The 12,911-nt window shown below is 56.9% G+C and carries 14 protein-coding genes; 2 read left to right on the top strand and 12 right to left on the bottom strand.

Features of this window, described 5'->3' with window-relative positions; translation table 11 throughout:
* Window positions 1-3 precede the first annotated feature (3 nt).
* From MWU64_RS07215 to MWU64_RS07195, 5 genes are all read right to left on the bottom strand, one after another.
* The gene (locus MWU64_RS07215; protein WP_247062970.1) at window positions 4-1,662 is read right to left on the bottom strand and encodes an acetolactate synthase large subunit; all 1,659 of its coding nucleotides are present in this window, start codon (window positions 1,660-1,662) and stop codon (window positions 4-6) included.
* Between the two features lie 47 nt (window positions 1,663-1,709).
* Window positions 1,710-3,323, bottom strand: a complete 1,614-nt coding sequence (locus tag MWU64_RS07210) for an FAD-dependent oxidoreductase (RefSeq protein WP_247062968.1) — start codon at window positions 3,321-3,323, stop codon at window positions 1,710-1,712.
* Between the two features lie 138 nt (window positions 3,324-3,461).
* Window positions 3,462-4,817: a PhoH family protein gene (locus tag MWU64_RS07205; RefSeq protein WP_247063233.1), complete on the bottom strand. Its 1,356-nt coding sequence runs from the start codon at window positions 4,815-4,817 to the stop codon at window positions 3,462-3,464.
* A gap of 51 nt (window positions 4,818-4,868) precedes the next feature.
* Window positions 4,869-5,360 carry a CBS domain-containing protein gene (locus MWU64_RS07200; RefSeq protein ID WP_247062966.1) on the bottom strand — a complete coding sequence of 164 codons (492 nt, stop codon included), beginning with the start codon at window positions 5,358-5,360 and terminating at the stop codon, window positions 4,869-4,871.
* A gap of 84 nt (window positions 5,361-5,444) precedes the next feature.
* Window positions 5,445-6,170 carry an START domain-containing protein gene (locus MWU64_RS07195; RefSeq protein WP_247062965.1) on the bottom strand — a complete coding sequence of 242 codons (726 nt, stop codon included), beginning with the start codon at window positions 6,168-6,170 and terminating at the stop codon, window positions 5,445-5,447.
* Window positions 6,171-6,308: 138 nt separating this feature from the next.
* Between MWU64_RS07195 and MWU64_RS07190 the strand changes: the two genes are divergently transcribed.
* Entirely contained in the window at window positions 6,309-7,316 is a 1,008-nt protein-coding gene (locus MWU64_RS07190; protein WP_247062964.1) for a DUF2804 domain-containing protein, read from the top strand.
* A 14-nt stretch (window positions 7,317-7,330) separates the two neighbouring features.
* Here MWU64_RS07190 and minE read toward each other — a convergent pair whose 3' ends face one another.
* The 5 genes from minE to MWU64_RS07165 form a co-directional block, all read right to left on the bottom strand.
* Window positions 7,331-7,585, bottom strand: a complete 255-nt coding sequence (gene minE / locus MWU64_RS07185; protein ID WP_133006302.1) for a cell division topological specificity factor MinE — start codon at window positions 7,583-7,585, stop codon at window positions 7,331-7,333.
* Window positions 7,586-7,588: 3 nt separating this feature from the next.
* Complete coding sequence (gene minD, locus MWU64_RS07180; RefSeq protein WP_247062963.1) at window positions 7,589-8,401, bottom strand: septum site-determining protein MinD; 813 nt, start codon at window positions 8,399-8,401, stop codon at window positions 7,589-7,591.
* 62 nt (window positions 8,402-8,463) lie between these two features.
* Window positions 8,464-9,216, bottom strand: coding sequence for a septum site-determining protein MinC (gene minC, locus MWU64_RS07175; protein ID WP_247062960.1), 753 nt, complete (start codon window positions 9,214-9,216; stop codon window positions 8,464-8,466).
* A gap of 22 nt (window positions 9,217-9,238) precedes the next feature.
* Window positions 9,239-9,601: a HopJ type III effector protein gene (locus MWU64_RS07170; protein WP_247062958.1), complete on the bottom strand. Its 363-nt coding sequence runs from the start codon at window positions 9,599-9,601 to the stop codon at window positions 9,239-9,241.
* Window positions 9,601-9,879, bottom strand: a complete 279-nt coding sequence (locus MWU64_RS07165; RefSeq protein ID WP_247062956.1) for a DUF1244 domain-containing protein — start codon at window positions 9,877-9,879, stop codon at window positions 9,601-9,603. The genes MWU64_RS07170 and MWU64_RS07165 overlap by 1 nt, the downstream gene beginning before the upstream one ends.
* Before the next feature lie 113 nt (window positions 9,880-9,992).
* On the opposite strand from MWU64_RS07165, the gene dinB reads away from it, so the two are divergent.
* A complete protein-coding gene (gene dinB / locus MWU64_RS07160) occupies window positions 9,993-11,057 on the top strand; it encodes a DNA polymerase IV (RefSeq protein ID WP_247062954.1) in 1,065 nt (354 codons plus the stop codon).
* On the opposite strand, the gene MWU64_RS07155 is transcribed toward dinB, so the two are convergent.
* Together MWU64_RS07155 and MWU64_RS07150 are read right to left on the bottom strand one after the other, a co-directional pair.
* Window positions 11,058-11,615 carry a phosphatase PAP2 family protein gene (locus MWU64_RS07155; protein WP_247062951.1) on the bottom strand — a complete coding sequence of 186 codons (558 nt, stop codon included), beginning with the start codon at window positions 11,613-11,615 and terminating at the stop codon, window positions 11,058-11,060.
* Window positions 11,581-12,801 (bottom strand): glycosyltransferase family 1 protein, encoded by a 1,221-nt coding sequence (locus MWU64_RS07150; RefSeq protein ID WP_247062950.1) that lies wholly within the window; start codon window positions 12,799-12,801, stop codon window positions 11,581-11,583. Before MWU64_RS07150 ends, MWU64_RS07155 begins: the two co-directional genes overlap by 35 nt.
* Window positions 12,802-12,911: the final 110 nt, after the last annotated feature.

The following is a 12,911-nucleotide window of genomic DNA, read 5'->3' as shown; positions in this document are numbered from 1 at the left end:
GGTTTAGGGCGCGATTTTCTTTTTGAGCGCCTTGGTCACTGGCCGTGGCAAGCTTGGCAGCGAGCGCAGCAGCCACGGTAATACCTTCCGTTTAACGCCGTTCAGGGACTCCGGCACAATCGCTTCGATCAGGTGCGGGCCGGGGTTGTTTTGGGCGTATTCCATGGCTTTCAACAGCTCTTCGGTGGTGTGTACCCGAATGCCGTGAACACCCATGCTTTGGGCTAACTGGGCAAAGTGCGTCACCGGGCCGCTGATGTCCAGCTGAGACTTGGCCTTGTCACCCGCCTCTTCGGCACCCACCCGCTCCAACTCGACATTCAGAATCGAATAGGAGGCGTTGTTGAAGATGATCGAGGTCACGTTGAGCTGCTCGCGCGCCATGGTCCACAAAGCTTGAATGGTATACATAGCGGTGCCGTCGCCGATCAGCGCGTACACGGGACGGTCCGGGCACGCAATGGCAGCACCGGTTGCACTGGGCAAGCCCTGACCGATAGCCCCACCGGTAAGGGTGATGATGTCGTGCCGGGGCGCGCCTGCGGTCATGGCGTTTAGCATCAAGCCGGAGGTGATTGCCTCATCCACGATGATGCTGTTTTCGGGCATCATGTGGCCCAGTGCCTTACAGACTTTCTCCGCGGTCAGTTTGCCGCGAGGGCGTGACGGCCGGGCGGGCTGCTGCAGTTCTGGCTCTGCCTTGCTGGCTCCCAGCGTATCCGCCAGTTTGTTCAGGCTGGTGAGTGCATCCTGCTCGGGCGTGGATAGGGTATGAAGCGTGCAGTGCTCCGGTACCAGATCACTGGCTTTGCCGGGGTAGGCGAAGAACGAGACCGGGGGCTTGGCATCCACCACAATCAGGTTGTCATATTCGGATAATTGCAGGGTGGCCAATTCCGCCAGATAGGCGATCCGTTCGACCGGCGGCAGGCCGACGCCCCGTTCAATACGGGTCGGGAAGGTTTCCGCGAACAGTTTTACACCGCTGTGGGCGGCAATGCGGGCTGCGGCCATCAGGCTGGGCTCCCGGAGTGCCCGGCCGCCGAGTAGAAGGGCCGTTTTTTTACCGCTGCGGATGGCTTCGACAATCGTTTGCACCGTGGCATCGTCAGCACCAAGCAGTTCAGGCTCCGGCAAGGGGGCACAAGGTACACCGCCTTCGCCCCAGGAAACATCCGCAGGCAGAATCAGGGTGGCCACCTGGCCGGGAAGGCCTTTGGCGGCGGCAACGGCTTCGGCGGCATCCCGGCACAGTTGTTCAGTGGTTTGAGAGGTGCGAACGAACCCGGGTGACACGTTGCGGGCGACGGTTTCGATGTCTGATTGCAGTTGGGCGTTGTACTTAACGTGATAAGTGGCGTGGTCACCGACAATGTTCACGACCGGCACCTTGCCCTTCCGCGCGTTGTGGAGGTTGGCCAAACCGTTCCCCAAACCGCAGCCCAGGTGCAGTAGGGTGGCTGCGGGCTTGTCGGCCATGCGGGCGTAGCCATCGGCGGCGCCGGTGGCGACCCCTTCAAACAGAGCCAATACCGCACGCATTTTGGGCTCATTATCCAAAGCGGCGACAAAATGCATTTCGCTGGTGCCCGGGTTGCTAAAGCAAACCTCAATTCCGGCATCTACCAGTGTTTTCATCAAAGCCTGAGCGCCGTTAGGCATCGAACTTCTCCTGATCAATATTCTTATTGGTGTTGTAAAAGTCTCAATTAACCCGCCGCCAAGATGGAGCGGGCCGCGGCTCGGGCTGTCATGATGCAGCCCGGTAGAAACGTTCCTTCGAGAGAGCGTTTGCCGTTGGCCCCGCCGCCGCCAAACCCTGCGGCTTCGCCGACGCAGTAAAGACCGGGGATTGGCTGGTCGTCGCCATCCAGAACGCGGCTTTGAAGATCAGTGCGCAGGCCACCAAGGCTTTTGCGCGTGGTCAGCTGCATGTGGATGGCGATGAACGGGCCCGCCCCGGGCTTTTGCAAGGGGGCGGGTTTGCAGGTTCGAAGCCGGTCTGGGCCCCATTGCCGGGCGTGCTGGATCAGCCGGATTTGTGGATCGTTGTTGAGCTGATTGCCCTTATGGAAGTTAGCGTCGAAGGCATCGGCGGTGGCTTTGAGGGTGGCGGGGTCGATATCCACCGAGCAGGTCAGCCGGTTCATCTTGTCGGCCAGCTCTTCCAAGGTATCGGCCACCAGAAAGTGCGGACTTTCGTGTTCCATTTGGGTAACCAGCGGTTTATTGCCGAGCAGCAGCTCTTTCAGGAACAGCGGGAATTGCTTCTCGCGAATGCGGGCGTTGTGTTCGGCACCGGAGATGGCGAATTCTTTCAGGGCAATGCGCCGATTCAGCAGGTGCCAGGTCCAGGGTTTTTCCTGGGCGGCCACTTGCTGGCATAGCCAGTGGGTGTCGAAGCCGGTGACCAAGGGTTCCGGGCCGATGCGTTCGCCGCGATGGTTCAGCCATAGCGCCGATTTGCAGGGGATGGTGGATAACCCGTGGCCTTTAAAGTGCGGGTAAGGGTGGGGGAAGCCTGCGGCGTAGTTCCACATTTCGCCTGCATGGGTAATATTTGCTCCCAAGTTGTCTTCGGCCCAGTGATGCAGTTTTCCGTCCGCATACGGGTGCGCGCCATTGAGCATGGTGGCTGGCTGCGGCCGTTCTGCCGGCCAGTTGGCCCTGCATTCTTTGTGACTGCCGTTAATGCCGCCCATAGCCAGAACGACAGCGGGCGCGCTGAAGCGCACCTCTTCTCCGGCTTGTTCGTTGACGGCAACGGCACCGGAGACTTTTCCGCCTTGGTGTTCCAGGCCGGTAATCCGGTGCTGATGCAGCAGGGTCAGGCGACCGCCGGAATTGGCCTGATGCATGGCCTCAATCATTTTTCGTGTGAGCTCGCGCGAGGTGCCCCAAACGATGTGGTAGCGAGGCACGGTGTTGCCATCGGCCAGTCGGCCACGCTCAACCCAGTTCACGGCAGGCATAAACTTCAAGCCTTCGCTCAGTAGCCAGTCGTACACTTCACTGCGGGAGTTTTCCACGTAGTAGCGGGCCCACTTCATGGGCCATTCATCGTTTGGGTCCAGTTCGCCAAACCTTAGCCAATCGTTCAGAGCGGCTTCGGGGGAGTCGGGGATTTTCAGGCGTCTTTGCAGCGGTGTATCCACCAAGGCCATGCCGCCAAAAGCCCACAGGGCAAGCCCACCGAGGCGTTCGGGCGTATCGCGATCAACCAAAGTGACGGTTTTACCTGCTCGTAGGGCTTCAAGGGCTGTGATGATGCCCGCCAGGCCGCCACCGGCGACCAGCACGTCTGATGAATGAGTTTTGGCCATGGAGTGTCCTGTTGGCTCTGGTTGTAATAGTTGTTAAGGGATGCTGCCCCGTGGCTGAGGCTAGGTCAAGACATGGCGTGCGGGCAGGAGGGGACAGAACACAGGGCAGGATGAGCCGCCCTGTGTTCGACGTGCAGATCAGAGGTTGGCTTCAGCGAATTCCGCCAGTACCGATCGGGGTACGCCTTGAAGGTGAATGTGTCCACCGTGTTGAAAGCCTTTGAAGCGTTCGGTCATGTACGTCAGACCGGAGCTTAACGGGCTCAAATAGGGCGTATCGATCTGTGCCAGGTTACCCAGGCAAATCACTTTCGAGCCGTTACCGGCCCGAGTAATGATGGTTTTGATTTGATGGGGTGTCAGGTTTTGGGATTCATCGATGATGATCAGGCTGTGCTGGAAACTGCGCCCACGGATGTAGTTCATGGATTTGAAGTGCAGCGGCACCTTGCTGAGGATGTAATCGACGCTGGCCGACATGTTTTCGTCGTCTTCGTGCAGCGCTTCCAGGTTATCGACAATAGCGCCCAGCCAAGGCTCCATTTTCTCGGCTTCGGTGCCGGGCAGGAAGCCGATGTCCTCATCCAGACCTTGGGTGGATCGGGTGGCGATGATGCGTTTGTAAAGCTTGCTGGCCACGGTCATCTCGATACAAGCCGCCAGTGCCAGAATGGTTTTACCAGAGCCGGCTGAGCCGGTCAGGTTCACCAGATGGATTTCCGGGTCCAGCAGCAGGTGCAGGGCCATGGCCTGATAAATGTCGCGGGGAATCAAGCCCCAGACTTCTTCGTTCATCAGGTCGTCGTGGAGCAGGTCTTTGATCACCAGTTGGTCGTCGGAGATATCCACAACCTGCCCGATAAATCCTCGCTCATCGATAACAAATTCGTTGATGTTGAGTTTGGCCAGATCGCCTTCGCGTTTGAGCAGGTGTTCGGTAACGCCGGCGCGCTGAACGGTTTCCACCTTGGCGATGTTGTCCCAGAAGGAGCCGGGGAACTCTTTGTAGCCTTTTGGCAGTAAATCGATGTCGTCCAGCAACTGGTCGTTGTGGTAGTCCTGAGCTTCAACCCCGAAGCCCCGCGCTTTCAGGCGCATATTGATGTCTTTACTGACCAGTATGATGTCGTGGGACGTATGCCGCTCTTGCAGGGCCGCCAGAGTGTTGATGATCTTGTTGTCATTCAGGTGCTCGGGCAACGAATGGTTGCCGTTGCGTTCGGTGCTCATGATGATGGCAAGCGTGCCCAGTGGGTCGGCTTTTTTGCCGCGCAGAATGGGTACACCTTTCTCGATGTCTTTCGGGTTGGCGTCACCGAGCAGTTTGTCGATGTTACGGATCGCCTGGCGACAGTCGGCCGCAACCGTTTGTTTGCCGGATTTGAGACTGTCGAGTTCCTCTAGAACGGTCATCGGAATGATGACAGCGTGTTCTTCAAAATTCAGGAGGGCATTGGGGTCGTGGATAAGAACGTTGGTATCGAGGACGTACATTTTTTTGCGAGCTTGCGGTGCTCTTGGCATAGATGCGTTACCTCTGTTGTGTCAGTCGCACTCGGCGCAGCGCTGGGACAGCTCTTTGTCTGAAATCAGTTTGAGCATGTCGTAAGTGGTAATAATGCCGGTGATTTTTGAATCCCGGGTGACAAAAATTCGATGCAGGTGCTCGCCCATCATGACATTCGCAATGTCGCGGACCGGGGTGTTTTCATCGACCGAAAACACAAGCGGGGTCATGATGTCCCGGACTTCTACGGGTACTTTGCCCATTTCTTCGAAGATCACCATGCGCAGCCGCCGGGCTTCGTCTTGCTCTTCTTCGGTCAGCTTGGGCTGATCGTTTGAGCGAGACGCGTTCCAGCGAAACTCGGTGATGTCTTTGAGCGTGGCGATGCCGATGACTTCACCGTTGTCGTCGGTGACTGGGCTGCCGGTGATTTCGTTGTCGGTAAGAAAACGGGCCAGGCGATCCATGGTCCAGTTTTGAGGGACCGCTTTGATGGTGGGGGTCATGATCTCGTGGGCGAGAATAGGCATCAGATATCAGCTCTTCCAATCGCAGTGTTTCAGATGCAGCTTAGCCGTTCCTTGGCGTGTCGTCACCCCCGTTTGATCAAGCGCTTAGGGGGTGTCGGGCACCACGGCCTCAATATTGCCGTCGGCTGCCCATTGGATTCGATAACCCTGATATTTCTCTTTACGGGCGACAGCTTCCAGGGCTTTCAAGGATTTTACGGGGATATCAATTACCAGCTGGTTGACCAGCCATTCCGGCAGTGCGCCGTTCGGCTCGGTGTGCTGCAGCCACACCATCTGTGTGCCTTGTTCGGTGGGGGTGAAGCGATAAAGCGTGTTGGAAACGTCAACACGAACACGGCTGTTTGTTTCGGCCCGCATCCCCGGCGTGGCATTAAGGTCCATGACGATTTCACCGGTTTCGGCGTTGCCACGGGTTTGAATCCTCAGCACATAGTCCCGGTCGGAAACGGGCCAGGGCATGTCGTTGACCGAGTAGGCGTAACGGTTGTGGAAGTTACCGTTACCAAACGCGAAAGACTCGGTGCAGTTGTGTACCCATTCTTTGCAGGATTCGGGATTGATCATGACCGCCATCAGGTTGTTGATGGGCACGTTGAGGTCGGCAACGGCTTTGAACGCCCTGAAACCGGAGCCGGGCTGATCCATGGTATAGATGCGAATGTTGTCCACTTGCTTTTGCAGCGCCCAGTGTTCGGAGTTCTCCGGAGGCAGGGCCGGGTGGTCGGTTGCAGATGCTGGAGCGGTTAACAACAGGGCGGCGAACCCGAACAGGATGCCCATAATGCCACGGACACGAGTGATGGTCATAAGCTACACTTTGCGGTTAATGGTTGGGAAAAGTCTACCATGCTGTGCGACGACCTCTTGCTGCTGCAACGGGAGTTTGTGAACCAGGTAGCCTCCTTATACCACCCAACTTCGAATTGGCCTGATTTGACGGAAACTATGACTCAGAAAAAACTGATCGACCCGAAAGGGCGGATTGCCCCGGGGCTGATGTCCGAGCCTGTGGATGTCATCAATTACATGGATTACGACTTGCGCACAGTGATGGACAAGCCGCGCTCCCGGTTAGCCCGTCAGTGGCGTTTTAATCAGTTTCAGTTTGTCAGCGCGATGTCGCCGGGTTGGGTGTTCGGGATGGCCATTGTTGATTTGAAGCTGGTCGGGTCGGGCTTTTTCTATCTGTTCGATTTTGAAACCGGCCAGATGTTCGAGCAATCGTTCCTTCAGCCTTTAGCGCGCAACACCGAAATTGAGCCCTATCCGGAACGTGGTCATGCGCATTTCCGAAAAGGGAGTGTGGCCTTGTCGATCACGCCATCGGTCGGAGGCCGGAATGTGCGGGTAAGTGCGCCGGGTAACATTGAGGTCGATCTGGCGTTGACCGACGACAACGATCCTCATCGGTTGGTATGCCCGGCGGGGTACACGGGTTGGGTGTTCACCCGTAAGTCTGCGGGCTTGCCGGTAGAAGGCGAAGTGCGTTGGGGGCAACAGATTTGGCGAACGGATAAGCAAAGCCGGGGCTCGATCGACTGGAGTTGTGGTTTCATGCGCCGGGAAACCGCCTGGAACTGGGCATGTCTGGCGGGCCAGACTGACGAGGGCGTGACTGTAGGCCTGAATCTGGCGGCAGGTGTTAACGAAACGGGTATGACGGAAAACGCGCTCTGGTTGAATGGACAGCGCTTTGTGCTCGGAGCGGCCCGGTTCGAATTCAACCGGTATCAGCAGGACACTAAGTGGCGTGTGACGACGGAGGACGGAAAAATTGAGCTGTCGTTTGTTCCTTCCGGTGTGCGCAAAGAAAAGCTGAACGCCGGCATACTGGCGTCGAACTTCCGCCAATTTGTGGGCACCTTTGAGGGTACGGTGGAAGATGCATCGGGCAAAAAAATCCCCGTAGCGGGTCTACGGGGATTGATGGAGGACCACTTTGCCCGCTGGTAAGGCGGGCGCAAGTGTTATTGCTCCGGCAGGGTGACGTTCAGCTCCAAGACCGAACAACTGTCGTTCCGGTCCACTTCGACCTGCACCATGTCGTCACTGATTTGCACGTATTTACGTATTACTGCCAGCAACTCTTGCTGCATCTGGGGCAGGTAATCCGGCTGCCCCCTTTGGCCGCGTTCGTGCGCTACGATGATTTGCAAACGCTCTTTGGCAACGTTGGCCGAGTTTTTACTTTTACTGTTTCTGAAATAATCCAGGAAACTCATCCCTTAGCCCCCCTTGAACATCCGTGAGAAGAAACCTTTCTTCTGTGCGGTCATGAAGCGGTGCTCGCGCTCCTCGCCCAGAAGCCGTGCTACGGCATCGTCGTAGGCTTGCCCGGCGTCGCTTTCTTCTTCAAGAATGACGGGAAGACCTTGGTTGGATGCGTTCAGGACAATCTGGCTTTCCGGAATAACACCGAGTAGCGGGATGGCCAGAATCTCCTCAACGTCTTGCACCGAGAGCATTTCACCACGATCCACGCGGTCAGGGTTGTAGCGAGTCAGCAGCAGGTGCTCTTTGAGCGGGTCCTGACCCATCTCGGCGCGGCGGGACTTGCTCTGCATGATGCCGAGGATTCGGTCGGAATCGCGAACCGAGGAAACTTCCGGATTGGTGACGACAATGGCTTCATCGGCGTAGTACAGCGCCATCAGGGCGCCATGCTCGATACCGGCCGGGGAGTCGCAGATGATGTAATCGAAGGTTTCGGAAAGTTCGTTGATAACTTTTTCAACGCCTTCTTTCGTCAGAGCTTCTTTTTCCCGGGTTTGTGAGGCTGGCAGAATGTACAGCGTATCTACCCGCTTGTCTTTGATCAGAGCCTGGTTCAGCGTGGCTTCGCCCTGAATCACGTTGACAAAATCGTACACCACCCGGCGCTCGCAGTTCATGATCAGGTCCAGGTTACGCAGACCTACGTCGAAGTCGATCACAACTGTTTTGAAGCCCCGTTTGGCAAGCCCGGTGCTGATTGAAGCGCTGGTGGTGGTTTTGCCAACGCCGCCTTTTCCTGAGGTAACGACAATGATTCTAGCCAAGATTCAATTCCTGTTTCGCGGTGGATTCGTCATGTCTTCAACGTCTGTTTGTTATTGCTCTACTAGCCTTTCTCCAGTGGCGATACCACCAGCACGTCATCCTTGAGCTGGATCTGCACAGCGCTTTTCCAGCCATTATTCTGAAGATCTTCCGGAATTTTATATTGTCCGGCTACAGACACAAGCTCTGCTTCCAGAGACTGGCAAAAAATTCTTGCAGACTCTGCGCCGTGAATGCCTGCCAGGGCCCGGCCGCGCAACGCGCCGTATACGTGAATATTACCCGCCGCCAGGACTTCGGCCCCGGCCTGGACCGGAGCGAGGATGATCAGGTCTCCTTCAGGCGCGTGGACTTGCTGTCCGGACCGGACGGTTTGGGTGACAATTTTCGTGGCTACCGGTTCTGGTGCGGCTACCCGGGTTTCTGTTACCGGTTCAGCAGTTTCTGCTACGGGCTCGGGTGCGGCTGGCCTTTCACGAACAGATCCTCCGGGCATCAGCGCCAGAGACGCGCCTTTGGCAAGTCGCCGTTGGTTCTCGTTGGCTGCGCGAACACCGATCACCTGAATATTATGGCGGCGACAGGTCCCGATGATCTTGAAGAAGTCGATCTCGCTGTCCAGACCTTCGTATTTTTCGAGACTGATCACCAGAGGGATGTCTTTGAAAAAACCGGGGGCCTGGCTGATTTTATCCCGCAGGTTTGCTTCGAATTCCTGTTCGTCGAAGTAATAAAGTTCCAGCGCGGTCAGCGAGATGTTGGCGCTTTTAAGTTGGAAGCTTTGTTTTACTTCGGGGTTAGCAGTATCGCTCATGAAGGCTCGTTTCCCTGATGGGTTACTGGGTGGATTCGGCTCGGGCCCGCAGTGGTTGGCTGTCAAAACGAATGCCGGACCATCCGGTGCTGATGAATTGCCGGATATTACCATGGCTTGAGCCTGTCGGGTCGCCCAGAACCTGCTGGTAATGTTGCGCGAACAGCGCGAGCGTGTCGTTCTCGCTCAGATTGCAGTACTGGCCCAGGGCGAACACCCGGCACGAACCGCTGTTTTCACCGGCTTCGTTCCGGAGTGGGCCATTGTCAAAACCGGTAGGCTGAAACTCGAAGTGCTGGTCGATCAGAGCAAGCGTGTCATCGAAATCGGCATGGCCGCCTTGGAGCGAGGCCAGATGTATGCGGACGGCTTCTGTGACGTTCATTATTTGTGATCCTGCTTGGGGCCGGTCTGGTATTTCTCTTTCCACTCTTCGTAAGGCATGCCGTAGATTTCTTCACGGGCCGCAGGGTCGGATAGCTCGAAGCCACGTTCTTGCGCTTCAGCCCGGTACCATTTCGACAGACAGTTTCGGCAGAACCCGGCCAGGTTCATCAGATCAATGTTTTGAACGTCGGTGTTTTGACGCAGGTGCTCAACCAGTCTTCTGAACGCAGCGGCTTCGATTTCGGTGCGCTCGGACTCGGGAATAGGGTTGCTCATGGTGCCTCGCAATAGGTTACCGAAGTAAATTGGGGGTTCCTGACATTCTCGGCATGTTACCGTAAGATACAAGGCTGTATAAACGTACAGATTGTTAACCTGAGCCCCGGATTATGTCCCAGCGCAAGATCATCCACGTGGATTGCGATTGTTTTTACGCCGCGGTCGAAATGCGGGACGACCCGTCGCTGCGGGATGTTCCCTTGGCGGTCGGTGGTGATGGTGGTCGAGGGGTGGTCACTACCTGTAATTATAAAGCGCGTGCTTTCGGGGTGCGCTCGGCCATGCCCGGCAGTGAAGCACGGCGCTTGTGCCCGGGCCTGGTGACGGTGCCCACCAACATGAGTAAGTACCGGGCGGTGTCGCAGCAAGTAATGAGCATACTGCGGGACATGACCGATCTGGTTGAACCCTTGTCCCTGGACGAGGCCTTTTTGGATGTGTCTGAAATCACTGACCACAAAGGCAGTGCCACCCTGATGGCCCGGCACCTGCGCGAGCGGGTTCGGCGGGAAACCGGCATCACCATTTCCGCAGGGGTGGCCCCGAATAAATTTCTCGCCAAGATTGCCAGTGATTGGCGTAAGCCGGATGGTTTGTTCGTGATCACACCGGATGAAGTGGATGCGTTTGTGCAGGCGTTGCCGGTAGAGAAACTGTCCGGAGTTGGTCAGGTGACCGCAGGAAAACTGCACGCTCTGGGGGTAACCACCTGTAGTGACATGCAAGCTCTCGGTGTTGAGGTATTAATCGACAAACTCGGCAAGCAAGGGTATCGCTTGTTTGAAATGGCTCATGGCCGGGACGACCGGCCTGTGGTGGTGTCCCGGGTGGCCAAGTCGGTCAGCGTGGAGCGGACATTTTCGCAGGATCTTGCCGGCAAAGCGGCGTGTGAGTCGGTGATGCCTTCGCTGGTGGCCGATTTGAATCTGCGCCTTGCCCGCAAGAGCCGCGACAAGCCCATTCATAAGTTGTTCGTCAAAATACGCTACAGCGATTTCTCTACCCACACACTGGAGCGGGTGCGAGAACAGATTTCCGAGCCCGAGGCGGCGGACTACCAGCCGCTGTTGGATGAGCTGGTGACCCGCGAAGACAGACCGGTCCGCCTGATGGGCGTGGGTGTGCGTTTTCGTAATGACGAAGCGCCGGTGACCCAGTTGCGGTTGTTCGATTAATCAAACGGCCAGCTCTGCGAAAAGCTGCACAGATACCCACCCCATCAGCCCGCCGATCAGTGCGCCAGCGGCAACATCGCTGGGATAATGCAGACCCAGAATCACCCGGGATGCCGCCACCGACAGAGTAAACGGCAGTGTTACCCATCCTGCGGCCGGCAACAGAGCAAACAGCATGGCCTGAAAGCAGGCTGCGTGCATGGTGTGCCCCGAGGGAAAACTGTAGCGGTCCAAAGGCGGCGTGGCGCAGTTAATGGCGGGAAACGAGATAAACGGGCGCTCCCGGATGAGCCAGTGCTTCAGTACTTTGTAGGTGAGGGTGCAGCACAAACCCGTCAGCGCCACCAGTATGGCGATGTGTGGGCCGTGAGCGGGCGCGGTAAACGGAATCGCCAGAATAACGGCATACCAAAGCCAGCCGTCGCCCAGCCAGCTGACGAGGCGGAAGTAGCTTTTGACCGACCGGTATTTTATGGCCCGGTTGATCGACTGGCACAGAGCGAACTCGCGCTGGTCCGCCCGTTCAAAGAATCGGGAAGCTTTGCTTGTTGTAGACATGGTCGGGGGCCTGTGTGCTTGGGTTAAGCGCTAAATGTTCGAACCGTTCTATTTGCCGGTTCCAGCTGAGCTCGAGCGCGTCTAGCCTGGCTTTGGTGCGTACCCTTCTGAGCAGAGATGGCTGGTCGGCCAGTTTCAGAGCGTGATGAACAAAGTTATCGTCGTTATTCAGGGGCGCTTTCATACCATTGTCGTTGTGGCGAATATGTTCAGAGGCAGCGGCATCATTAAATGCCGTGACCCCCAAGCCACTGGCCATCGCCTCCAGTACAACGTTGCCAAAGGTGTCTGTTTTACTCGGGAACAAGAACAGGTCGCCAGAGGCATAGTGCCGGGCTAAGGCTTCGCCCCGTTGCACGCCACAAAAGACGAAGTCCGGATGCCGGGCTTCCAAATGGGCTCTCATGGGGCCGTCGCCCACCAGTACAAAACGCGCAGTCGGATAGAGCTTCCGGATACGATCAAAGCAGACGACTGCCAGCGACAGATTTTTCTCCGGAGCCAGGCGACCGACATACAGGACAGCATGTTCGTTCTCTTTCAGGCCCCAATGGTGCCGGAGGGAGTGGCTGCGTTTTTCGGGTGAGAAGTGCTCGCAGTCCACGCCCCGGCTCCACAGCGCGGCATTGGTAATGCCCATGGTTTGAGCGGCCGTGATGGTTTTTCGGGTGGGCGCGAGGGTCTTTTCGGTTCGATTATGAAACCACCGGCCATAGGCGCTGAGTAAGCGTTCCAGCGCGCCCAGTCCGTAATAGCGGGAATAGCTGTGAAAGTTGGTGTGAAAGCCGGAAAGTACCCGGATGTTAAGTTGTTTCGCAGCCGCTACTGCCGCCACACCAAGAGGGCCTTGAGTGGCAATATAGATGCAACCGGGGCGACGGTGTTGCCAGAGAGCCACTAGGGTCTTGGGGCGGGCGACACCAAACCGGAATTCCTTATAGCCCGGGATTGGAAAACCGCCGGCGACAAACTCATGTGAAAACAGCGGGCTGTCGGTGTTAGGGTGGAACCCGGTTGCTTCACCGGGCTGGGCTGGCCGTACCACGGTCACTTGGTGGCCATGCTCCATCAGTCCTCGGCAAAGGTATCGAAGCGTGTTGGACACGCCGTTGATTTCCGGCGGAAAGGTTTCGGAAACGATGGTAATCTGTTGCCTGTGCCAGACTGATCGCTTGATTTGAGTCACGGTGCATCCCGCAAGTTTTTTGTCATGGGGCTAGTATGCAAGCAACCCATGACAACTCTGCGACAACCCCGTTACATTCCCTTTACGCTTGTTTCATCTTCTTTCTGGAA

This window comes from Marinobacter sp. S0848L (genome assembly GCF_023016065.1).
Lineage (GTDB): Bacteria > Pseudomonadota > Gammaproteobacteria > Pseudomonadales > Oleiphilaceae > Marinobacter.
The sequence above is the reverse complement of the archived record's forward strand: the minus strand, read 5'-3'. Positions and strand labels throughout refer to the sequence as shown.

What these genes read in the sequence shown, in the direction of transcription:
- MWU64_RS07170 (WP_247062958.1), bottom strand. Translation starts at nt 9,601, where the DNA reads ATGAACGTCACAGAAGCCGTCCGCATACATCTGGCCTCGCTCCAAGGC.
- MWU64_RS07195 (WP_247062965.1), bottom strand. Translation starts at nt 6,170, where the DNA reads ATGACCATCACTCGTGTCCGTGGCATTATGGGCATCCTGTTCGGGTTC.
- minC (WP_247062960.1), bottom strand. Translation starts at nt 9,216, where the DNA reads ATGAGCGATACTGCTAACCCCGAAGTAAAACAAAGCTTCCAACTTAAA.
- MWU64_RS07155 (WP_247062951.1), bottom strand. Translation starts at nt 11,615, where the DNA reads ATGTCTACAACAAGCAAAGCTTCCCGATTCTTTGAACGGGCGGACCAG.
- MWU64_RS07210 (WP_247062968.1), bottom strand. Translation starts at nt 3,323, where the DNA reads ATGGCCAAAACTCATTCATCAGACGTGCTGGTCGCCGGTGGCGGCCTG.
- minE (WP_133006302.1), bottom strand. Translation starts at nt 7,585, where the DNA reads ATGAGTTTCCTGGATTATTTCAGAAACAGTAAAAGTAAAAACTCGGCC.
- MWU64_RS07205 (WP_247063233.1), bottom strand. Translation starts at nt 4,817, where the DNA reads ATGTACGTCCTCGATACCAACGTTCTTATCCACGACCCCAATGCCCTC.
- MWU64_RS07200 (WP_247062966.1), bottom strand. Translation starts at nt 5,360, where the DNA reads ATGCCTATTCTCGCCCACGAGATCATGACCCCCACCATCAAAGCGGTC.
- dinB (WP_247062954.1), top strand. Translation starts at nt 9,993, where the DNA reads ATGTCCCAGCGCAAGATCATCCACGTGGATTGCGATTGTTTTTACGCC.
- MWU64_RS07165 (WP_247062956.1), bottom strand. Translation starts at nt 9,879, where the DNA reads ATGAGCAACCCTATTCCCGAGTCCGAGCGCACCGAAATCGAAGCCGCT.
- MWU64_RS07215 (WP_247062970.1), bottom strand. Translation starts at nt 1,662, where the DNA reads ATGCCTAACGGCGCTCAGGCTTTGATGAAAACACTGGTAGATGCCGGA.
- MWU64_RS07190 (WP_247062964.1), top strand. Translation starts at nt 6,309, where the DNA reads ATGACTCAGAAAAAACTGATCGACCCGAAAGGGCGGATTGCCCCGGGG.